Source organism: Amycolatopsis decaplanina DSM 44594, assembly GCF_000342005.1.
Taxonomy (GTDB): Bacteria; Actinomycetota; Actinomycetes; order Mycobacteriales; family Pseudonocardiaceae; genus Amycolatopsis; species Amycolatopsis decaplanina.
Genome location: NZ_AOHO01000063.1, coordinates 238,073 through 259,459 on the forward strand (window position 1 = coordinate 238,073; position 21,387 = coordinate 259,459).

22 protein-coding genes, 1 tRNA gene and 1 pseudogene are annotated in these 21,387 nt (G+C 67.9%); 14 read left to right on the forward strand and 10 right to left on the reverse strand.

All coding sequences use genetic code 11. The features are described from left to right. Window positions 1-128: 128 nt before the first annotated feature. Window positions 129-199: transfer RNA gene (locus H074_RS22830), tRNA-Gly, on the reverse strand. 110 nt (window positions 200-309) lie between these two features. Here H074_RS22830 and H074_RS22835 point away from each other — a divergent pair. Both H074_RS22835 and dcd read left to right on the forward strand, forming a co-directional pair. After that, window positions 310-1,515 carry an oxygenase MpaB family protein gene (locus H074_RS22835; RefSeq protein WP_007032430.1) on the forward strand — a complete coding sequence of 402 codons (1,206 nt, stop codon included), beginning with the start codon at window positions 310-312 and terminating at the stop codon, window positions 1,513-1,515. Between the two features lie 13 nt (window positions 1,516-1,528). After that, window positions 1,529-2,110 carry a dCTP deaminase gene (dcd, locus tag H074_RS22840; protein WP_007032431.1) on the forward strand — a complete coding sequence of 194 codons (582 nt, stop codon included), beginning with the start codon at window positions 1,529-1,531 and terminating at the stop codon, window positions 2,108-2,110. A 2-nt stretch (window positions 2,111-2,112) separates the two neighbouring features. Here the strand turns inward: dcd and H074_RS22845 are convergent. Continuing rightward, window positions 2,113-2,346: pseudogene (locus tag H074_RS22845) on the reverse strand (FAD-dependent monooxygenase); the annotation flags it as partial. On the opposite strand from H074_RS22845, the gene H074_RS22850 reads away from it, so the two are divergent. Both H074_RS22850 and H074_RS22855 read left to right on the forward strand, forming a co-directional pair. After that, a complete protein-coding gene (locus H074_RS22850) occupies window positions 2,315-2,485 on the forward strand; it encodes a hypothetical protein (protein ID WP_007032433.1) in 171 nt (56 codons plus the stop codon). The pseudogene H074_RS22845 and the gene H074_RS22850 overlap by 32 nt on opposite strands. 121 nt (window positions 2,486-2,606) lie before the next feature. Then, on the forward strand, window positions 2,607-3,299 hold the full coding sequence (locus H074_RS22855) for a CAP domain-containing protein (RefSeq protein ID WP_007032434.1): 693 nt from the start codon (window positions 2,607-2,609) through the stop codon (window positions 3,297-3,299). Here H074_RS22855 and H074_RS22860 read toward each other — a convergent pair. The 3 genes from H074_RS22860 to H074_RS22870 form a co-directional block, all read right to left on the reverse strand. Further along, entirely contained in the window at window positions 3,293-4,288 is a 996-nt protein-coding gene (locus H074_RS22860) for a cation diffusion facilitator family transporter (protein WP_007032435.1), read from the reverse strand. The genes H074_RS22855 and H074_RS22860 overlap by 7 nt on opposite strands. 30 nt (window positions 4,289-4,318) lie before the next feature. Continuing rightward, window positions 4,319-4,828: a DUF742 domain-containing protein gene (locus H074_RS22865; RefSeq protein WP_007032436.1), complete on the reverse strand. Its 510-nt coding sequence runs from the start codon at window positions 4,826-4,828 to the stop codon at window positions 4,319-4,321. Between the two features lie 207 nt (window positions 4,829-5,035). Continuing rightward, on the reverse strand, window positions 5,036-7,384 hold the full coding sequence (locus H074_RS22870; protein WP_007032437.1) for a (Fe-S)-binding protein: 2,349 nt from the start codon (window positions 7,382-7,384) through the stop codon (window positions 5,036-5,038). 129 nt (window positions 7,385-7,513) lie between these two features. Here H074_RS22870 and H074_RS22875 point away from each other — a divergent pair, with 129 nt between their 5' ends. From H074_RS22875 to H074_RS22885, 3 genes are read left to right on the forward strand one after another with little or no spacing between them, the layout of a single operon-like run. Next, entirely contained in the window at window positions 7,514-7,861 is a 348-nt protein-coding gene (locus H074_RS22875; RefSeq protein ID WP_039923214.1) for a DMT family transporter, read from the forward strand. Next, a complete protein-coding gene (locus H074_RS22880) occupies window positions 7,862-8,422 on the forward strand; it encodes a TetR/AcrR family transcriptional regulator (protein WP_005168568.1) in 561 nt (186 codons plus the stop codon). 22 nt (window positions 8,423-8,444) lie between these two features. Then, window positions 8,445-8,879: a GNAT family N-acetyltransferase gene (locus H074_RS22885; RefSeq protein ID WP_039923162.1), complete on the forward strand. Its 435-nt coding sequence runs from the start codon at window positions 8,445-8,447 to the stop codon at window positions 8,877-8,879. Between the two features lie 64 nt (window positions 8,880-8,943). On the opposite strand, the gene H074_RS22890 is transcribed toward H074_RS22885, so the two are convergent. Then, window positions 8,944-9,483, reverse strand: a complete 540-nt coding sequence (locus H074_RS22890; protein ID WP_007032440.1) for a YbhB/YbcL family Raf kinase inhibitor-like protein — start codon at window positions 9,481-9,483, stop codon at window positions 8,944-8,946. Window positions 9,484-9,643: 160 nt separating this feature from the next. Between H074_RS22890 and H074_RS22895 the strand changes: the two genes are divergently transcribed. The 7 genes from H074_RS22895 (at window position 9,644) to H074_RS22925 (ending at window position 16,927) form a co-directional block, all read left to right on the forward strand. After that, complete coding sequence (locus H074_RS22895; protein ID WP_007032441.1) at window positions 9,644-10,411, forward strand: DUF4097 family beta strand repeat-containing protein; 768 nt, start codon at window positions 9,644-9,646, stop codon at window positions 10,409-10,411. 27 nt (window positions 10,412-10,438) lie between these two features. Beyond that, window positions 10,439-11,110: a DUF4097 family beta strand repeat-containing protein gene (locus H074_RS22900; RefSeq protein WP_007032442.1), complete on the forward strand. Its 672-nt coding sequence runs from the start codon at window positions 10,439-10,441 to the stop codon at window positions 11,108-11,110. Continuing rightward, window positions 11,107-12,294 (forward strand): alpha/beta fold hydrolase, encoded by a 1,188-nt coding sequence (locus H074_RS22905; protein WP_007032443.1) that lies wholly within the window; start codon window positions 11,107-11,109, stop codon window positions 12,292-12,294. The genes H074_RS22900 and H074_RS22905 overlap by 4 nt, the downstream gene beginning before the upstream one ends. Before the next feature lie 354 nt (window positions 12,295-12,648). Then, the gene (gene dnaK / locus H074_RS22910) at window positions 12,649-14,523 is read left to right on the forward strand and encodes a molecular chaperone DnaK (RefSeq protein ID WP_007032444.1); all 1,875 of its coding nucleotides are present in this window, start codon (window positions 12,649-12,651) and stop codon (window positions 14,521-14,523) included. Beyond that, entirely contained in the window at window positions 14,520-15,284 is a 765-nt protein-coding gene (gene grpE, locus H074_RS22915; RefSeq protein WP_007032445.1) for a nucleotide exchange factor GrpE, read from the forward strand. Before dnaK ends, grpE begins: the two co-directional genes overlap by 4 nt. Window positions 15,285-15,317: 33 nt before the next feature. Beyond that, window positions 15,318-16,493, forward strand: coding sequence for a molecular chaperone DnaJ (gene dnaJ, locus H074_RS22920; RefSeq protein WP_007032446.1), 1,176 nt, complete (start codon window positions 15,318-15,320; stop codon window positions 16,491-16,493). A gap of 5 nt (window positions 16,494-16,498) precedes the next feature. Continuing rightward, complete coding sequence (locus tag H074_RS22925; RefSeq protein ID WP_039923215.1) at window positions 16,499-16,927, forward strand: heat shock protein transcriptional repressor HspR; 429 nt, start codon at window positions 16,499-16,501, stop codon at window positions 16,925-16,927. A gap of 67 nt (window positions 16,928-16,994) precedes the next feature. Here H074_RS22925 and H074_RS22930 read toward each other — a convergent pair whose 3' ends face one another. From H074_RS22930 to H074_RS22945, 4 genes are all read right to left on the reverse strand, one after another. Beyond that, window positions 16,995-17,591 (reverse strand): DUF305 domain-containing protein, encoded by a 597-nt coding sequence (locus H074_RS22930; protein WP_007032448.1) that lies wholly within the window; start codon window positions 17,589-17,591, stop codon window positions 16,995-16,997. 13 nt (window positions 17,592-17,604) lie between these two features. Then, window positions 17,605-18,357, reverse strand: coding sequence for a lytic polysaccharide monooxygenase (locus H074_RS22935; protein WP_007032449.1), 753 nt, complete (start codon window positions 18,355-18,357; stop codon window positions 17,605-17,607). 160 nt (window positions 18,358-18,517) lie between these two features. After that, entirely contained in the window at window positions 18,518-19,618 is a 1,101-nt protein-coding gene (locus H074_RS22940; RefSeq protein WP_039923216.1) for a globin domain-containing protein, read from the reverse strand. A 560-nt stretch (window positions 19,619-20,178) separates the two neighbouring features. Further along, the gene (locus H074_RS22945) at window positions 20,179-21,384 is read right to left on the reverse strand and encodes a globin domain-containing protein (RefSeq protein ID WP_007032451.1); all 1,206 of its coding nucleotides are present in this window, start codon (window positions 21,382-21,384) and stop codon (window positions 20,179-20,181) included. Window positions 21,385-21,387 lie beyond the last annotated feature (3 nt).

Consider the following 21,387-nt stretch of genomic DNA (forward strand, 5'->3'; position numbering starts at 1 on the left):
CCAGCAGGACGGCCAACCGGTGCCGGTCGGCTAATGGCACGTTAATGGCCCAGCCGGAAGATCGGCCGGACAAAGCGAAAGCCCCAGGTCCACAGTGGACATCCACTGACCTGGGGCTTTCGCGTGAGAGCGGATGACGGGAATCGAACCCGCGTATTCAGCTTGGGAAGCTGATGTTCTACCATTGAACTACATCCGCAGTGCTCGGCCAGCATACATGGTCCGGATCTCCCCTTGCCAAGACCCCGCCCACCTTGACGTCGCCACCGAAAGTGACAACACTTGTTGTCTACCTCGGAGGTGATCCGGATGGGCGAGCGGCTGCCTGACCCCGAACTGTTCCGTCAAGGCGGGTTCCGGGTCGCGTCGAGGCTGTTCATCGAGGGCGACATCAGGGGCGACGAGCGTCAGGTGGCCCGGCTGCGGCAGTTCGCGCAGCGGGAGGACCCGGCGGCCGACGTGCTGGTGCCGTTGCTGCGAAAGGGCAGCCAATCCAAGTTCGAACAGGCGCTGCGGCAAGGCATCGACAGCGTCGAGAGGCCGCCGGAGGAGCTCGAAGCCTTCTTCCGCGATGTCGAAGCGACGCCGTACTGGGTCGACCCGGATCGCCTCGACCGCGGAGCGCGGGCGATCACGCGCGCCGGGTTGCTCGGCCTCTTCCCGCTCGGCGACGTCTCGCTGATGGGCGGCTATCTCGCGTCGCGCGCCACGAAGGCGCTCGTCGGCACCGGCGAGATCGAGTACAAGGCGGCGCGACGCCTCGTCGAGACGGCGACGTGGTGGATCCACGTGACGACACCGGGCGCGCTGGTGCCCGGTGGGCGCGGATACGAGTCCGCGTTGCGGGTGCGGATCGTGCACGCGCACGTACGCGCGGCCATGAACCGCCGCAAGGACTGGGATTACGCCGCTTGGGACAGGCCGGTCAATCAGGTCCAGACCGCGGGCACGCTTCTGCTCTTCTCCCTCGTCTACGTCTTCGGCACGCAACTGCTCGGGCTTCGCTACAGCGCCCGCGAGCGCGCCGACATCCTGCACCTTTGGCGTTACGTCGGCTGGCTGATGGGCGTCGACGAGGAACTCCTGCCCGCCGGCGAGGACGACGCCTGGCGTCTGCTGTGGCTGCTCGCCACCACCGAGTTCATCCCCGACGACGATTCCAAACGGCTCGCCGCGGCGCTCATGAAATCCCACGCCGCGATCGGCGAGGGCCGGGGCGCGGTGGGCAAGGTCCTCTCGCACGTGTCGGTCGCGGGCCACGGGGCGATCAGCAGGCTCCTGCTGGGCAAGACCAATGCCGACTTCCTGGAACTGCCCGACGACCCGATCGCCCAGGCCGCCGTGGTCGCGGTGGCGGGTGTCAACTTCGCCGCCGAGACGGTCCGGAGGGTGGTGCCCGGCGCGACGGCGCTCCAGGAGCTGATCGGGGCCGCCGGCCGGCGGCACTACCTCCGGCAGGTCACCAAGGTGTTCGGGCTCGACCCGACCTACGGCAGGCACATGAAGGCCGCTTGACTACGCTGACCGCGTGCTCCTCAGCGACCGTGACCTCCGTAAAGAGCTCGACGCAGGCCGTCTCGGCGTCGACCCGTTCGACCCGACGATGGTCCAGCCGTCGAGCATCGACGTGCGACTCGACCGCTTCTTCCGCGTGTTCGACAACAGCAAGTACACGCATATCGACCCGCAGCTCCAGCAGGACGAGCTGACCTCGCTGGTCGAGAAGGAGGGCGAAGACCCCTTCGTCCTCCACCCCGGCGAGTTCGTGCTGGGTTCGACGTACGAGACCGTCACGCTCGCCGACGACCTCGCCGGCCGTCTGGAGGGCAAGTCCTCCCTCGGCCGCCTCGGCCTGCTGACGCACTCCACCGCGGGCTTCATCGACCCCGGCTTCTCCGGCCACATCACCCTCGAACTGTCGAACGTGGCGAACCTGCCGATCACGCTCTGGCCGGGGATGAAGATCGGCCAGCTCTGCATCTTCCGCCTGTCCAGCGCGGCGGAGTTCCCGTACGGCTCGAGCGAGGCCGGTTCGCGCTACCAGGGGCAGCGGGGACCGACCCCGAGCCGCGCGTACAAGAACTTCCACCGCGTCGACACCTGGAGGTAGCGCTAGCCCACAGGCGCTTCCCAGTCGATCCGGTGCCGCCACATGAAGGCGTTCGGATCACCTGTCCGACGGGACCCGGCCGCCGTCGCGTCGCCGTTGCGCTTGCCGCGCTCGACGACGGCCTCGACTCGCTCACGTCGCAGTCCTTCGTAGGCGGCGAGCGCCTTGGGGATCGAGGGCACGTCACGCAGGCATCGCGCCAGCGTGACGGCGTCCTCGATGGCCTCCGCCGCGCCGCTGTGGGATCACCTGGTGAAGTCGGTCCGCGGGGCCTGCGAGAACTACACGGACGCCGAACTGGAGACGGTGATCCGGTTTCTCGCGGACGCCACGGCGATCACGCACGACTCCACGGGGCGCATCGCCGACCGATGACCGGTATTACTACTTTCGGGGGTATTGCCGTAACCAGTTCGTGATAGTTTTCGGCCCCGTGTCCCCCAATAGAACACGAAGCCGGTTACTTCTGGTCACGCTCAGCGTCCTGCTGGGCGGGGTGATCGCCAGTGCGAGCTACCTGATGGTGACCGATCGGTTCCAGGGCACTGCGCTGAGTAACCTGTCGTTGAGTGTCCCCGACACGAAGGGCAGACCGGGCGACGCCCTCGCGAAGCCTCCCGCCTACTTCGGCCAGACGTCCGCCCCGGCGCCGGAGGGGCCCGCGCCCGGCGCGCCCGCTCCGACGTCGTCTTCGGCGGCCCCCACGTCTTCCTCCGCCCCGCCCAGCTCGTCCTCCGCACCGGCCGAGCCGCCCGCTCAGACGTCCGAGGCCCCCAAACCCACTCCGAGCAAGGCTCAGGAGCCGCCCCGCTCGCAGGACAGCTCGCTCGCCGGGCAGGTCATCGATCTCGTCAACGCCGAGCGCGCCGACGCGGGCTGTTCGCCGGTGAGCAACGAGTCGCATCTCGCCGCCGCCGCGCAGGGCCACAGCGACGACATGTCCGCCCGGAACTACTTCTCGCACACGACACCGGAAGGCGTCACGTTCGACCAGCGCATCCGGGCCGCCGGCTACGACAAGCCCGGCGCCGAGAACATCGCCAAGGGCCAGTCGAACGCCGCCAAGGTCATGGACGCCTGGATGAACTCCGAAGGCCACCGCGCGAACATCCTCAACTGCAAGCTGAAGAAGATCGGCATCGGCGTCAACACCAAGGGCATGTACTGGACGCAGAACTTCGGCTACTGACCCTTGTCCCACCGTTCGGCGATGTCGCCGTAGCGGGCCAGCACGGCCGCGCGCAGCTCGGCGTCCGTGCGCGGGACCGGTTCGATGAACACCTCGGTGACGTCGCCGAAGGCCCGCGTCAGCTCGGTCGCCATCCGGACACAGGCGCGTTCGACGTCCGCCGCGCCGAGTGAATCGTCGAAGTCGACGCGGGCGCAGACGAGTACCTGATCGGTGCCCATCAGCATGGTCTGAAGGTCGACGACGGCCTCGATCTCCGGCGCGTTCACCAGGTGGTCCCGCACCCCGCGCACCAGCCTGGGATCCGCCTGCCTGCCGATCAGCAGGCCCCGATTGGTGCGCCCGAGCATGTAGGCGACCAGCGCCAGCAGCACCCCGATCGCGATCGACGCCGCGCCGTCCCAGACGTGCGAGCCGGTGAGCTGGTGCAGCCCGATCCCGGCGAACGCGAGCAGCAGGCCGATCAGTGCGGCGGAGTCCTCGAACAGGACGGTCTTCGGGGCCGGGTCGTCGATCATCCGCAGATAGACCGAGACCTTCTGGCCCGAGTCGGCGGCATCACGGCGCACCTGCCGCACGGCCTGGAACCACGAGACGGATTCGAGGGCGAACGCGATCGCGAGGACGATGTAGCCGACGATCGGATCGGTTTGCTCGGTCGCTTCGCCGAAGACCGTCGAGAAGCCTTCGTAGAGCGCGAACATCGCGCCGGAGGCGAAGATCGACACCGCCGCGAGCAGCGACCAGAAGTAGCGCTCCTTGCCGTAGCCGAAGGGGTGGACGCGATCGGCGGGGCGGTCCGAACGTTTCAGCGCGGTCAGCAGGAGGACTTCGGTGATCGTGTCGGCCACCGAGTGCGCGGCTTCCGACAGCATCGCGCCGGAGCCGGTGATGATCCCGGCGATCAGTTTCAGCACGGCGATGGCGAGGTTGACCCCACCCGCCAGCGCCACGGTCAGGGTGCTTTCGTCACCGGATTCTTCACTCACCCCGCGTAGCGTAGTGCGAATGCGCCGATCTCACAGGCGACGCAAACCCTGCAGGACGCGTTCCATCAAGGCGAGTGCCGGATGACCGTCGAATTCGGCCTGCGTTTCATGAACGGTGACCAAACCGAGTTCGGCCATATCACCCAAAAGGACCTTTGCAACGCCGAGTGGAACGCTTAGTGACGCGGCCACTTCGGCGACGGAAGTCGGACGGCGGCACAGTGATCTCACTGAATGGAATTCGACGCTGAACCCCGGCGCGGTCCACGGCGCGTCGTTCCGGACGGAAATCATCGCTTCGATCGCGAAGTTCCGCTTGGACTGTGTGCGTCCGCCCGTGCGGACGTACGGGCGGACGCGCGTGCGACGGCGTTCCTGCCACGGTGGCCGCCGGGCGGCCGGGATGCTGGGAATGGTCGCTTCCTGGGGCGTCCCGGCGAGTGACGCGGACGAGGGGATGCGGGCGGGCAAGCGGTTCGGTGCCCCCGGCATCGCGAGGCGGTGCTCCTTGACCGAGCGGAGTTCGTGCCGGTTTCCCATCGATTTCCTCGCCCCCCATTTTCCGGACCTGATGCCGCGTTGCCGAAAGAAACCTCGCCGATGACGACGGCAACGAGGAAACGCCAGCTTATCGCTGCCGTGTACCGCCGAACGGGTAACGGGACGGAATGGTCTGGACCGCATAAAACCGTAGGGAACATTCTCTCGCATTATGTGCGAGAGAATGTTCCCTACGGTTGTGATGTTCTACTTGTCTTCCTCGGGCAGCGGTGTTCCGGTGGCCGTTTCGTCGGTGGGCACATCGGCCTTTCCGTCGAGTTCGGCATCCGAGACGGCGTCCAAAGACGGCGCTCCCGCCGGGACCAGTTGCGCTTCCGGCTTCCGCTTGACGGCGGTCAGCAACAGCTGGGCGACGTCGACGACCTCGACCTTCTCGCTCGCCTGCCCGTCGCTCTGGCGCGCGGTGACGCCGTCGGTGAGCATCACGCGGCAGAACGGGCAACCGGTCGCGATCTTCGACGGGGCGGTGCCGAGCGCTTCGTCGACGCGCTCGACGTTGATCCGCTTGCCGATCTTCTCTTCCATCCACATCCGCGCGCCACCGGCACCACAGCACATCGAACGGTCGCCGTGCCGCGGCATCTCGCGCAGCTGCGCGCCCGAAGCGCCGACGAGCTCACGGGGAGCGTCGTAGACCTTGTTGTGACGGCCCAGGTAGCACGGGTCGTGGTAGGTGACGTCCTCGGCGACCGGCGCCACCGGGGTCAGGTGCTTCTCCCGCACCAGGCGGTTGAGCAGCTGCGTGTGGTGCACGACGTCGAACTGGCCGCCCAGCTCCGGGTACTCGTTCGCCAGGGTGTTGAAGCAGTGGGCACAGGTGACGACCACCTTGCGCGCCTTGCGTTCGCGGCCTTCGAACACCGAGTTCAGGATCTCGACGTTCTGCTGCGCCAGCATCTGGAACAGGAACTCGTTGCCCGCGCGGCGGGCCGGGTCACCGGTGCAGGACTCCTCCGAGCCGAGCACGGTGTATTTGACGCCCGCGATGTGCAGCAGCTCCGCGACGGCCCGCGTGGTCTTCTTCGCGCGGTCCTCGAACGCGCCGGCGCAGCCGACCCAGAAGAGGTACTCGGTGTCTCCGAGGTCGCCGTCGAACACCGGCACCTCGAAGTCCAGGTCCTCGGTCCAGGCGAGCCGGTCCTTGGCGTTCTGGCCCCACGGGTTGCCCTTGTTCTCCAGGTTCTTGAACATTCCGTTGAGCTCGCTGGGGAACGCGGACTCGATCATCACCTGGTAGCGGCGCATGTCGACGATGTGGTCGACGTGCTCGATGTCCACCGGGCACTGCTCGACGCACGCGCCGCAGGAGGTGCAGGACCACAGCACCTCGGGGTCGATGACGCCGCCGTCGTCGCCGATGAGCGCCTTCTGCGACTCCGCGATCGCGAGGACGTCGATACCCGCGTACATCCCGGACCCCGCCCCGCCACCACCCTCAACGGAGGCGCCTTGCGCCGCTGTGTCACCCCTGCCGGCCAGGCCGACCTCGTCGCCCGCCATGTCGCGCTTGCCGCCCGCGAGCAGGTACGGCGCCTTCGCGTAGGCGTGGTCGCGAAGCTGCGTGATGAGCAGCTTCGGCGAAAGCGGCTTGCCGGTGTTCCACGCCGGGCACTGCGACTGGCAGCGGCCGCATTCGGTGCAGGTGGAGAAGTCCAGCCAGCCCTTCCAGCTGAAGTCCTCGATCTTGCCGACGCCGAAGGTGTCCTCGTCCGGGTCCGCCTCTTCGAGGTCGAGCACCTTGCCCTTGCTCATCATCGGCTTGAGCGCGCCGAGCGCGACGCCACCGTCGGCCTCGCGCTTGAAGTAGATGTTGAAGAAGGCGCTGAACCGGTGCCAGGCGATGCCCATGGTCATCGTGCGCGCGATGACGATCAGCCAGATCGTGGCGCTCATCAGCTTGACGAACGCGAACACCGAGACCAGGTCCGGGCTGGCGGGCAGCAGCTCACCGAGCGGGTGCGAGACGAATGCGGCCCAGACCGGGGTTTCGTGGACGTTCAGCGCGGACTTCGCGGCGCGGACGCCGATGATGCCGACGCCCTCGATGAGCACGACGGCCTCGATGAAGTACGCCCACTTGAAGTTGGAACCCTGGAAGCGGGACTGCCGGTCGGCGCGACGTGGGTGGTTCTTCTGGCGGACCCAGATCAGCACCAGGATGCCGACGATGGTGCCGACGCCGAGCAGCTCCATGAGCAGCTGGAACACCGACCAGTCGTCGAGGATGGGCCAGCCCCAGGTCGGGACGAAGACCTCGCCGTACGCCTCGAACAGGGCGAGTGACCCGATCAGGAAGCCCCACATGACCAGCCAGTGCGCCGGGCCGACGCTTTTGACCTTGTTCATCCGGGTGTGCGCGGCGAATTCCTTGATCAGGGTCTTCATGCGCGGGATGAACGGGCCGTTGCGGGTCGAGTCCGGCTGACCGAGGCGGATCACCCGCACGAAGCGGGCGATGGTCGCGAAGAACATTCCCCAGGCGACGACGCCGAGCAGGACCGCGATCCCGCCGAGCGTCAGCTGTACAGCGCCCATCGTCGGGTGCCTTTCGTCCGAGTGAAGCTGTGGTGGTTCGGGCAGACTAATGCTTCTTACTGATGGGTAACCCACTGGCCGCGCCCAAGTCCCACCGATGTGGTGTACGCCTCTCTTTGTTTTAAGACGATCGTCCAGGTAGTTTTTGTCACGCGAGCGCACCTTCTGCTCGCGTTCGCCATCACTGCGGAGGTGACCGCCACTGTCTCTTTGAAACTTTCCGAGGGCTTCAGCAAGGTGGGGCCGTCGATCGTCGTCGTGGCCGGATACGCCTTCGCGTTCGTCGCGCTCGCGTACGTTCTGAAGGCGGGCGTGCCGGTGAGCATCGCCTACGCGATCTGGGCCGCGGCCGGTGTCGCGCTGGTGGCGGCCATTGGCATCGTGTTCTTCAAGGAGCCGGTCAACCTCTCCGTGATCGCCGGTCCGGTACTCGTGGCCGGCGGTGTCGTGTTGATCGAGGCAGGGAGCGCGCACTAAGTGAAGATCCAGGTCGACGGCCGGAAGGCCAGGGGTGAGAAGCGGCGCGACGAGATCATCGCCGCCGCGTTGCGGGTGATCGAACGCGACGGCGTCGCCGGCGTCACCCATCGGACGGTCGCCGCCGAGGCGGGTGTGCCGACGGCTTCGACGACCTATCACTTCTCGAGCCTGGACGACCTGCTGATCGCGACCCTCATCTCGTGTGCGAGGGATATGGCGACCGAGGTCTACTGGATGATCGACCGCGCCCGTTCACGCGGCAGCCGCGGCGCGGAAGAGGTCGCCGGGCTGCTCGCGGAGGCGCTGGGCCCGCGTCGTGGACGGACGATGGCGGAGTACGAGCTGTACCTGCTGGCCGCGCGCAAACCCGAGCTGCGGCCCGCCGCCCGGCGCTGGCTGGACGTGCTCACCTCGATGGTCCGGCACGACGACGAGGTCGCGTTCCGGGTGTTCCTCGCCGGTATCGACGGCCTGCTGATCCAGGGCCTCATCGACGACGAGCCGCCGTCCGCGGAGGAGCTGCGGCCGGTGGTGGATTATCTGCTGAAACCCCGTTGACCCGCCGGGTAGCTTTCGGATCATGAGGACCGTCGGCGCATACGAAGTGGATGACGACCCGGCGCGGGTGGACCTCGACGTGGTGTGGAAGTGCCTGTCCACCAGCGTCTACTGGGGCAAGTGGCGAGACCGCGAGATGGTCGAGAAGGTCTTCAGGAACGCTTGGCGCGTCGTGGGCGCGTACGAGGCTTCGACAGGCCGTCAGGTCGGCTTCGCGCGGGCGTTCTCGGACACCATCGGCAGTGCGTATCTCGCGGACGTCTTCGTCGTGGACGAGGCGCGCGGCGCGGGGCTCGGCAAGGAGCTGGTCCGGGAGATGATCGACAACGGACCGGGTGCGGAGTTCCGGTGGATGCTGCACACCGCCGACGCACACGGGCTGTACCGGCCGTTCGGCTTCGGCGATCCGCCGGAGGGGCAGTACATGGAGCGGGGACGGGCGAACGGGCAGGCCTAGGAAATCCGTGAAGGCCTCCTTCCCTACCTTGAGAGTAGGAAGGAGGCCTTCACGGAAAGCCGCTTCAGCCCTTGTTCTCGTGCAGGGCCGTGAGCGACGCCCGGGCGATGGCGTGGCTGAAGAGGTTGAAGCCGAGCAGGGCCGGTGTGGCGTCTTCGCCGACGTCCAGCTTTTCGACGTCGACGGCGTGCACCGTGAAGATGTACCGGTGCGGCCCGTGCCCGGGCGGCGGGGCGGCGCCGAGGAACTGCTTCACGCCGCCGTCCCCCTTCAGGGTGACGGCGCCCTCCGGCAGGCCGGAGCCCGCCTCGTCGCCCGCGTTCGCGGCCAGCGCGGTCACCGACGCGGGGATGTCGAACACCGCCCAGTGCCAGAACCCGCTCGCCGTCGGGGCGTCAGGGTCGTAGCAGGTCACGGCGAAGCTCTTGGTCTCGGCGGGGAAGCCCTCCCAGGACAGCTGCGGGGAACGGTCCTCGCCGCCCGCGCCGAAGATCCCGGACAGCTGGGGGGTCGGCAGGAAGCCGCCTTCCTCGATGTCGGTGCTGCTCAAGGTGAAGGCAGGCAGATCGGGCAGGAAGTCGTACGGATCGGGTGCCTGCGGCATGCGTCCTCCTGGTCGTGGAACAGATGACGAAGCCAGGTTATGACCCCGAGGACCCCGGTGCGGGATCAGGGACGAATCCGGGGGTTACCCCTATGTCCATCCCGCCGCGGTGCCCTTAGCGTCGGTTACACGAAATCCTGCTCTGGAGGGACTCAAGACCATGGCGCGCCCACTCCTCGCGATCGGAGGCATCGCGTTGATCGGCGTCGGTGTCATCACCGGCCTCGGCTGGTGGTGGCCGTCCGACGCGGAGGCCACCTCGGAGGTGACCCAGCCGATCCGCAGCGTGCGGATCGACAACGACGAGGGCGGGGTCAAAATCCGCACCGGCGAAGGGCCGGTCAGGGTCCATCAGGAGTTCGAGTACCGCTGGAACAAGCCGGGCGACGCGTTCCGCGTGGAAGGCGACACGCTGGTCCTCGCCGGCTGCGGCACCACCTGCGAGGTCCGCTACGACGTGGTGGTCCCGGCGGGCATCCCGGTCTCGGGCAAGCTGGACTCGGGTGCGCTCGACATCGCCGGAGTGTCCACTGTGGACGTCACGGTCGACTCCGGCCGGGTCGAGGTGAGCGACGTGCCGGGCACGGTGAAGGTCAAGGCCGACTCCGGCCGCGTCGAACTGAAGAACATCGGGCAGGACGTCGACGTCGACGCGAATTCCGGCGTGATCAAGGGCGAGCGGCTCGGCGGGAACGTCCAGGCGCACGCCGACAGCGGCCGCATCGACCTCGCACTGGTCAAGGCCGCGAACGTCACGGCCAAGAGCGACAGCGGCTCGATCGAGGTCACCGTCCCGGCGGGCGACTACAACGTCACCGGTGCCACCGACAGCGGCCACCGCGACATCGGCGTGAACCAGTCCGGCTCGGCCCCGCACAAACTCGACCTCAACACAGACAGCGGAAGCGTCAAGGTCAAAGCGGCCTGACGGAATTCATCGGGAGAACACTTTCTCATGGGAATCAAGGAGAAGCGCGTCCTCGGCGCGCTCGCTCTCGGCGCGCTGACCGCGTTCGGGATCGTCGGCTGCACAGGCGAAAGCCGCGAGAAGCTGAGCGACGGCGCGCCTGTCACCGAGCAGATCACCGCGATCCGGGTGGACGTCCCGGTCGGCGGGATCACGCTCCGGGTCGAAGAAGGCGCACCGGTCTCGTTGCGCCGTGAAGTGACCTACACCGGCAAGAATCCCGGCAAGACGCACAGCTTCGAGAACGGCACGCTCGTCCTCGGCGGCTGCAACCAGTGCGGCGTGGACTACGACGTCGTGGTGCCGCGCGAGCTGGCGATCTCCGGTTTCATCGGCACCGGCAAGGTCACGCTCGCCCGCGCCGCTTCGGTCGACCTGAAGGGCGACGTCGGCGACTTCAGGGTGCTGAGCACGTCCGGGCCGGTCAACCTGCGCACCGGGACCGGCGACATCGAGGTCGGTCTCGCGAAGCCCGGCGCGGTCACCGCGAACGCCGAGGTCGGCAAGGTCGTCGTCTCCGTCCCGGACGGCGCGTACCTGGTCCGCGCGAAAGCCGATACCGGCAAGGTCGAGACCGGCGGCGTGCGGCAGGACCAGGCTTCGGCGAACGTACTGGATCTCCAGGCCGGCGCCGGCTCGATCACGGTCAAGCCCACGTGAGGACGAGGGCCCTCGCCGCCGTCACCGCGTTGACCCTGCTCCCGCTTTCCGCGCCGCCCGCGTCCGCCGCGCCCCGGATCGACTGGCGACCGTGTGCGACCGAGTACGCGCCGACGCTGGAATGCGCGAGCCTTCCGGTGAGTGGCGGTACGTTCTCGATCGCGCTGGCGAAGCTGCCCGCGACCGATCCCGCGCGCCGCGTCGGTTCGCTGCTGACGAATCCGGGCGGGCCGGGCGGGGCCGGGGTCACCGTGCTCAAGTACGGCGGTCGCGGGTTCGCGCTGGACAAGCCGGAAATGGCCGAAGTGCGGCAGCGGTTCGACGTCATCGGGTTCGACCCGCGCGGCGTCGGTGACAGCAGGCCCGCGATCACGTGCGGGCCGGATCTGCACGATCCGGCGATCAGCCGCTTCCCGCGCGGCCGCGCCGACTACGACAAGCTCATCGCGCACAACCGCGCTTCGGGCGGCGAGTGTCTCAATAGGACCGGATCCGACTTGTCCTCTGTGGACACTTGGCATGCCGCGGACGACGTCGAAGCGATCCGGGTCGCCCTCGGCGAGCCGAAGGTGAACTGGCTCGGCGTCTCCTACGGTTCCGAACTCGGTGCCGTGTACGCGGAGAAGTACCCGAAGCGCGTCCGGGCGATGGTGCTCGACGGCGCCGTCGACCACTCCCGGCCCACCAGGCAGGCGGTCCTCGATGAGGCCATCGCGACCGAAAGCGCGCTCAAGGATTTCGCGAAGTGGTGTACGACGTCGGCGGGCTGCGTGCTTCGCGGCAAGGACGTCCTCGCCACCTATGACGCGTTGATGCGGACGCCCGGGGGTGTGCCGTCGAAACAGCTCGGCCGGACCGTGACCGCCGAAGAGATGGCGGCCGGGGTCTACGGCAGCCTCATCCTTCCCGCGTTCTGGCCGGATCTGGCGAAGGCGATCGAGACCGCGACGGCGGGGAACGCGGACGGGCTGCTGCCGTACTCCCAGCTGGACCCGTCCTACGGCGCGTACCGCGCGATCGGCTGCCACGACTTCGGCTCGCCGTTCGCCTCCTACGCCGACATGAGGGCGATGCAGGGACTGGTGAAGACGCTCTCGCCGCACGGCTGGCGGTACTCGGAGTTCTGGGACATGGCGAGCGGGTGCGCGGGCTGGCCGGTGCCCTCGGCGGGTGACCGAGGTTGAGGCGACCGGAAGCTCTTGATCTTTTGGAGTCGCGCGTTTCGGCCGGCAGGCCCCGCGATCGTGATGGCAGGGCGCTTTCGACGGGACGTGACGTGCATGCGGTGTGCGCCCTGGCAGCGCGAGCGCGGTCGCGCGATAGAAAACACTGCGAGCGGGCTCACACCGGCTCCAGGCGCGGTCTGCCGGTAGCCCGGGAACAAGACGACCGGGTCGCACGTTGAGCCGGGTACAAGGTTGAGTGAGGGTGACTCAAGTCCGGCTTGACGGAAGCCCCGCATCCCGATACAACTTGCGTTGAGCCCACTCAAGGTGGACGAAAACGTGCAGGTCACGAACTAGCAGGAGGATCACACCATGGCGCGAGCGGTCGGCATCGACCTCGGCACGACCAACTCGGTCGTCGCTGTCCTTGAGGGCGGCGAGCCGACGGTCATCGCCAACTCGGAAGGTTCACGCACCACCCCGTCCATCGTCGCCTTCGCCAAGAACGGCGAAGTGCTGACCGGCCAGCCGGCCAAGAACCAGGCCGTGACGAACGTCGACCGGACCATCCGGTCGGTCAAGCGGCACATCGGTACCGACTGGAAGACCGAGATCGACGGCAAGGCCTACACCTCGCAGGAGATCAGCGCCCGCGTGCTGATGAAGCTCAAGCGCGACGCCGAGGCGTACCTGGGCGAGACCATCACCGACGCGGTCATCACCGTCCCCGCCTACTTCGAGGACGCGCAGCGGCAGGCCACCAAGGAGGCCGGGCAGATCGCCGGCCTGAACGTGCTCCGCATCGTCAACGAGCCCACCGCGGCGGCGCTGGCGTACGGCCTCGACAAGGGCGAGAAGGAACAGACCATCCTGGTCTTCGACCTCGGTGGCGGTACGTTCGACGTCTCGCTGCTGGAGATCGGCGAGGGTGTCGTCGAGGTCCGCGCGACCTCCGGTGACAACCACCTCGGCGGTGACGACTGGGACGAGCGGATCGTCACCTGGCTGGTCGACAAGTTCAAGTCGTCCAACGGCATCGACCTCACCAAGGACAAGATGGCGCTCCAGCGCATCCGTGAGGCCGCCGAGAAGGCGAAGATCGAGCTGTCCAGCTCCAACTCGGCCAGCATCAACCTGCCGTACATCACCGTGGACGCGGACAAGAACCCGCTGTTCCTCGACGAGCAGCTCTCCCGCGCCGAGTTCCAGAAGATCACCTCGGACCTGCTCGAGCGCACCCGCAAGCCGTTCAACAACGTCATCCGTGACGCGGGTGTCGCCGTGGGCGACATCGACCACGTCGTGCTCGTGGGTGGTTCCACCCGGATGCCCGCCGTGTCCGAGCTGGTCAAGGAGCTGACCGGTGGCCGCGAGCCGAACAAGGGCGTGAACCCGGACGAGGTCGTCGCCGTCGGCGCCGCGCTGCAGGCCGGTGTGCTCAAGGGCGAGGTCAAGGACGTCCTGCTGCTCGACGTGACCCCGCTTTCGCTGGGCATCGAGACCAAGGGCGGCGTGTTCACCAAGCTCATCGAGCGCAACACCACGATCCCGACCAAGCGTTCGGAGATCTTCTCCACCGCGGACGACAACCAGCCGTCGGTGCAGATCCAGGTCTTCCAGGGTGAGCGCGAGATCGCGGCGCACAACAAGAAGCTCGGCATGTTCGAGCTGACCGGTCTCCCGCCCGCCCCGCGTGGCGTGCCGCAGATCGAGGTCACCTTCGACATCGACGCCAACGGCATCGTGCACGTCCTCGCGAAGGACCTCGGCACGAACAAGGAGCAGTCGATGACGATCACCGGTGGCTCCGCGCTGCCGAAGGACGACATCGAGCGCATGGTCAAGGACGCCGAGGCGCACGCCGAGGAGGACAAGCAGCGCCGCGAGGAGGCGGAGACCCGCAACCAGGCGGAGACGCTGGTCTACCAGACCGAGAAGTTCGTCAAGGACAACGAGGACAAGCTGCCCGACGAGCTCAAGAGCAAGGTGAAGTCCGCGATCGACGAGGCCAACGAGGCGCTCAAGGGCACCGACTCGGCGAAGATCCGCGAGTCCATCGAGAAGCTGAACACCGCTTCGCAGGAGCTGGGCACCGCGCTCTACGCCAACGCCACCCCAGGCGCCGAAGGTGCCGCCGGTGAAGGCGCGGCCGGTGCGGCGGGTGCGGGCACCGGTTCGCAGCAGGCCAAGGCGGACGACGTCGTCGACGCCGAGATCGTCGAAGAGGACGAGAAGGACAAGAAGTGACCGGACGCTACGACGAAACCGAGGGCCGGGGCCCGGAGGAACCGGTGGTCGTGCGGGACCGTAGGCGGATCGACCCGCTGACCGGTGAGGTCCGACCGGCCGCCCCGGCAGCCGAACCCCAGGATGGTCCGAAGCACGCCGCCCCCTCGGAGGACCCGGTGGAGCCCGCGGTGCCGACGGAGCCGGCGCCCGCGACCCACGCGGGCCCCGGCCTCGGGGAGTCCATTGTGGACGACTCGGTGTCGGTGGCCACCGGACTGGAGAAGGAGCTGGCGGAACGCACCGCGGACCTCCAGCGCCTCCAGGCGGAGTACGCCAACTACCGGAAGCGTGTGGATCGCGACCGCGAGCAGGTCGTCGCCGGCGCGAAGGCGTCGGTCGTCAACGACCTGCTCCCGCTGCTCGACGACCTCGAGCGTGCGGAGCAGCACGGCGATCTGACGGGTGCCTTCAAGGCGGTCGGCGAGAAGCTGGTCGGGAGTCTGCAGCGGTCGGGTCTCGAGCCGTTCGGCACCGAGGGCGAGCCCTTCGACCCGAGCGTCCACGAGGCGGTCCAGCACAGCACGTCGCCGGACGTCACCGGGCCGACGGTCACCATGGTCATGCGCCGCGGTTACCGCTTCGGGGAGCGCGTGCTGCGCGCGGCGCTGGTCGGGGTCACCGACCACGAGCCGGGCGGCTCGACGGCTGAACCGATGGACCAGCCCGTGGGCGGCGAGCTGCCGCTCGAGGGCGAGCTTTTCGATGAGAACAATCGCTGATCGGCGATACGGCGTGAAAGGAGGAGACGTTCGGTGAGTGCACGGGAATGGATCGGTAAGGACTTCTACCGTGAGCTGGGCGTCTCCTCCGACGCCACCGCCGACGAGATCAAGAAGGCCTATCGCAAGCTGGCCAAGGAGAACCACCCCGACGCCAACGCGGGCAACGCGGAGGCCGAGAAGAAGTTCAAGGCGGTCTCCGAGGCGTACGGCGTGCTGTCCGACGCGTCCAAGCGCAAGGAGTACGACGAGGCTCGCCGCCTTTTCGGCTCCGGCGGTCCCGGCGGCTTCGGCTTCCCGGGCGGCGGCGGTGGCGGTGGCGGGTTCGACGTCGGCGACATCTTCGGGCAGGCAGGTCAGCAGCAGGGCGGCTTCGGCGGTCTCGGCGACATCCTCGGCGGTCTCTTCGGCCGTCGTGGCGGCGCGGCCGGTGCCACGGCGAACCGGCCGCAGCGCGGCGCGGACGTGGAGACCGACGTCCGGATCGACTTCACCGAGGCGGTCAAGGGCGCGACCCTGCCGCTGCGGCTGTCGAGCCCGGCGACTTGCTCCACCTGCGGTGGGAACGGCGCGAAACCGGGGACCTCCCCGAGGACGTGTTCGACCTGCCAGGGCAGCGGGCTGGTCAGCCGGAGCCAGGGCGCGTTCGCGTTCTCCGAGCCGTGTCGCGACTGCCGCGGCCGCGGCACGATCATCGACGACCCCTGCCCGGAATGCGCGGGCGAGGGGGTCAGCACCCGCACCCGAACCCTGACCGTGCGGATCCCGCCGGGCGTCGCCGACGACCAGCGGATCCGGCTCGCGGGTCAGGGCGAACCGGGCCGGGGCGGCGCGCAGCCGGGCGATCTGTACGTCCGCGTGCACGTCGCTCCGCACGCGGTGTTCGGGCGCAAGGACCTCGACCTGACGATCACCGTGCCGGTGTCCTTCGCGGAACTGGCCCTCGGCGGCACGATCACCGTGCCGACGCTCGAGGGCAAGGTCTCGCTGAAGGTGCCGCAAGGCACGGCGAGCGGCCGCGTGCTTCGTGTGCGCGGCAAGGGAATCGCGAAGCGTGACGGCTCGCAGGGCGATCTGCTGGTCACCCTGCAGGCGGCCATACCGTCCAAATTGGACGACAAGGCCCGTGAAGCGCTGGAGGCCTACGCCGAGGCCATGTCCGGCCACGACCCGCGACCGGAGATCACCGAACTTCTCGAAGGCAGGTGAGCACGATGTTCGGCGGGCTGCCGCACGGTGCGGACGAGGACACCCCGGTGTTCGTCATTTCGGTGGCGGCGCAGCTTTCCGGCCTGCACGCGCAGACCCTGCGGTCCTACGACCGTCAGGGTCTCGTGTCGCCGGGCCGGACCTCCGGCGGTGGACGGCGTTACTCGATGCGGGACATCGCGTTGCTGCGCGAAGTGCAGCGACTGTCCCAGGAGGACGGTGTCAATCTCGCCGGCATCAAGCGGATCATCGAGCTGGAGAACCAGGTCGACGCGCTCCGCGCGCGGATCGCCGAACTGACCGAGGAGCTCACGGCGGCGTACGTCACCGCCGAACAGACGGCCGCGGCCGTGCACGCCTCCTACCGCAAGGATCTCGTTCCCTTGCGGCAGCAGACGGCGCTCGTGGTCTGGAAGCCCAAAAAACGCAATTAGTCACCTACTTGCCCCTGATCGGGGCCGGGCGCCGGAAGGCGCTCTGGCAAGTAGGTGACTAATTGCGTTACTGGCCGGGCACCAGGGTCCGGATCTGCTGAACCTCGCCGGTGCGCGAGTCCATGATCCGCTGGGCCAGCGCCTTCGACTCCGGGTTCTTCCCGTCCTTCAGTTCGGTCCTCGCCAGCGCGACCCCGTTGTGCTGGTGCGCGACGAAGATGTCGGCGAAGTCGAGGGTGAACTCCGGTCCATCCTTTTTGGACAGTGCGTCGAGCAGTCCCTTGTCGGTGAGCCCGTCGCCGCCGTGATGGTGGTGCGCGTTCGGGTCCATGGAACCCGTCTCGGGTTTGCCCCAGGCCTTCAGCCAGTTCCGCATGTCGGTGCTCTCGGTCTGCTGCGTCGCCTCGATGGCGGCCGCGAGATCCTTGAGCTCCTGCTTCTGTGCCTGTTTGGCCTTCACCAGCTTGACGATCTCCACGCCCTGGTTGTTGTGGGCGATCATCATCTGCAGGAACATCACGTCGGCGTCGTTGTACTCCGCGGACGCCCCCGCCGACCGGGGGACCGGGGAGATCGGGGCGCCGGCGCCGGTGGGTGAGCCATCACCGGTCCCGCAGCCCGCGAGTGCCACGAGACCGGCGACGAGAACGAGGGCCAGCTTCACAGGCGCGTCCCCTTTACTGCCGGGTCCACAGTGCGGGGGTGTTCGGCGGTTCCCACCCCTGGATCGCCGTATGCGCCATCTGGCAGCTGTAGGTCACGCCGTCGTAGGTCACCGTGCTGCCGACCGTGTAGGACGTCCCGGCCGCCCAGGTGCCACCGGTGGGCGGGTTGCTGGTGCTGGTCGGGGGGTTCGACGTCGTGGGCGGGTTACTGGTGGTCGGCGGGTTGCTGGTCGTGGGCGGGTTGCCGCCGCCGATCTGCAGGTCGATGCAGCTGTAGAAGGCCATCGGCGTGTCCGCGATGTTCCAGACGGCGAGCACCTTCTGGCGGCCGCTGAAGCCGTTCAAGCTCACTGTGTGCGACGTCGGGTCCTTCGGCGCGGAGTTGTTCCCGCTGATGTCGGCGATCTTGGTGCCGCCGATGTAGTACTCGTAGTTCGTGGTCCGGTGGTAGGCGGAGAACTTCCAGTTGAAGGTCACGCTGTTGCCGACCGAGGCGGCGGGCCACGACTTCGACTCGTCGTTGAGCTCGGCGAACTGCGGGAGGCCGCCGTTGCAGCTGCGGAGTCCCTTGGGGCCCTCGACACTCTGGGGTTCGTAGACGATGCTGCCGCAGCCCGAAACCTTGCCCTGGGCGCAGTTCGCCTGGCGGCTGGGCGGGGACAGCACGTAGCCGTGGGCGCTGGCCACCTGCGGGATGGCCACGATGGCGATCGGGGCGAGGATCGCACCGGCGGCGGCTGCCACGAGCTTGCGTTTGACGGTCATGCCGGCTCCTGGGGGATGGAACGACGGTGTTCCCGCGAGGGGGAGCAATGTGGTCTAGACCATAAATCCGCCGGTTACCGCGGTCAATGATTCCCTGACCTACTGCTGCGTCGAGCCCAGGTGGAGCGGCCGATCGGCCTAATACGAACGAATCATCGGCTCAGTCCAGGGTGAAGGGGTCGTACTTGATCCGTGCCAGGTCCGTGCCGGCGGCGAGCAGTTTCGCGATCGTCGCCCGGATCATGGGCGGCGACCCGGCGACGTACACGTCGCGCTCCTTCCAGGCGCCGCGTTGCGTGACCGCTGTGGCCAGCGTGCCGCGGTCGCCGCCGGCGATGGCGCCTTCCTCGGTCACCGGCGTCACCGTCAGCCAAGGGCAGGTGATGGTCAGCTCGCGGAGCTGGTCGAGGGCGTAGAGGTCTTCCGGCCTCTGCCCGCCGAAGAACAGGTGCACCGGCGGGTTGTTCTTCCAGCGCGACATTTCGTCGAGCAGGGCGAGCAGCGGCGCGACGCCGGTGCCGCCGCCGATCATCAGCAGCGGACGGCTTTCCGTGTGGTGCACCGAAAGCGCACCCAGTGACGGGCCGAGACGCCAGACGTCGCCGAACCGGGTGTGGTTGACGATCGTCCGCGAGACCCAGCCGCCGCGCACGGCGTGCACGTGGAACTCCATCGTCCCGTCGGCGTTCGGCGCGGTGGCCGGTGACAAGTACCGCCACATCCGCGGACGCTGTGGGACTTCGACACTGACGTAGCCGCCGGCCCGGTACGGGAGCGCCTGGTCGGTGCGCACCCTGATGACGGCGACGTCGCGGGACGCGAGCCGGTGTTCGATGACGGTCGCCTTCCACCACGCGGGCCCGATCTCCTTGTCCGCGGCCTCGCGCATGATCTTCGAAATGATGCCGTACGCGGTGACCCAGGCGCCTTCCACCTCGGGCGTCCAGCCGTCCTTCAAGAACCTCTTCAACGTGGCGATCAGCGCGACACCGACGGCGTCGTAATGACGGCCGAGGACGTCGAACTTGCGGTGGTCCCGGCCGAGCTGGCTGAGGAAGGTGGTCAGTTCCTCGGGCCGGTCCACCATCTGCACGACGTAGACGAGCGCGCGCAGCAAACGATTTCGCTGCGTGGCCATGTTGATCGGGAACAACGCCCTGACGTCCGGCGAAGCGGAGAAGAGCGCCCCGTAGAAGTACTGGGACAGCTCCTCGGCCTTCGTTTCGACGGCGGCGAAACTCTCCCTGACGAGCCTGGCCATCTGGACGGTCTTGTCCGCCGTGGGTGTTTCGATCAAGGGCGGAACGGGAATCCGTGAAGATCTCGACGAACTCGATGGATGCCCGTACTTCACTGTTTCGGCAGTCATGGGTGAACGATTTTCTCCAGTTGGATCGGGCATATTCTCCAGACCCGATGTCATCGTGCTCGTGTTCCCCCGAGGGTTCTCGACTGTATGCCCGAAAGTCGCGAAAGGATCCACGAGTGGTTGTTTCCCGCTCGAACGGAGCAAACGATATACGCGCCGTCAACCCCATCTGGCACTACGTAAAGGTGATCAAGCAAGTGGGATTTCCTTGCTCACCAGTGGTTTTCGCCAGTTCGCGGCGAAAGCGTGATCCGCCGATCGGGTGGGTTTTTCTCCGTGATTACCGGGTCGTGTAACGGTATGCGGCCGGTGACTGATCCCCATTGCGGAATCGCATTCGGACGGAACGCCCGGTGTCACGTGATCCTGTCGCGTGTCGTCCCTCCGGTCACGCGAAACCGCCGTCTGCCAGCGGATAGCGAGCCAAGAACGTCAAGCAGGGTCACGCGGCACTAGTCGATGGTGAAGGGGTCGTATGCGATCTGGTCCAGCGCGCTGCCCGCGACCAGCATCCGGGACACCGTCGCCCGGATCATCGCGGGCGAACCGGCGACGAGGATCCGGTGCCCCGGCCAGGACCCTTGCTGTGTAACGGCTTCCGCGAGCGTGCCCTGCACGCAGCCGGGGGCTTCCTCACCGTGCTCGACCACCGGGGTCACGGTGAGCCACGGGTTCGTGGCCGCGAGCGCGCGTAACTCGTCGAGGTCGTAAAGGTCCTCACGCGACGGTCCGCCGTAGAACAGCTGGACCTTCGGGTTCTCGCCCCATTGCGCGAGGTCGTCCAGAATGGCGCGCAGCGGCGCGATGCCGGTGCCGCCCGCGATCATCAGGACATCGCGGCCGTCGGTCCGGTCGACCGAAAGCCTGCCGAGCGGCGGCCCCAGCCGCCAGACGTCGCCGGGCTGCGTGTGGCTCACGATGGCGCGCGACACCCAGCCGCCGTCGACCGCGCGCACGTGGAACTCGATGCCGCCGTCCTCGCGTGGCGCGTTCGCCGGCGACAGGTAGCGCCAGAGTCTCGGCCGCTGCGGTACTTCGACGCTCATGTACTGACCGGGCTGGTACGGCACCGGGAATTCGGGCTGGACGCGGACCAGGGCGAGATCCCAGGTGAGCCGCCGGTGTTCGAGCACGGTGGCGGACCACGACGCCGGGTTGACGTCGGCCGCGGCCGCCTCCTGCATCGCGCGGGCGACGATGGTGAACGCCTCCGCCCAGGCCCGTTCGACCTCCGGTGTCCAGTCCGGACCGAGGTGGTTCTTGAGCGAGGCGAGCAGCGCGGTGCCGACGGCCTCGTAGTGCCGCGGGACGACGCCGAACTTGCGGTGGTCGCGGCCGAGCTGGGTCAGGAACGGTACGAGGTCGTCGGGCCGGTCGACCATCTGCACGATGTGGACCAGCGCGCGGACCAGTCTGCCGCGCTGGACCTCCATGTTGATCGGGAAGAAGTCGCGGGTGGCCGGCGCGAGGGTGAACAACATCCCGTAGAAGAACTGGGAGATCTCCGGGATGAACGGTTCGGACTTCGCCCAGGTCTCCCGGATGAGCCGCACCATGGCGGTGACCGCGGGCGGGGCTTCCCGGGGCGCCGAGGACCGCGGGACCGGGCTGACCGCGTCGGCGGTCACGGGCTGGGGGTCGCTGATCGGGAAGCGCATACC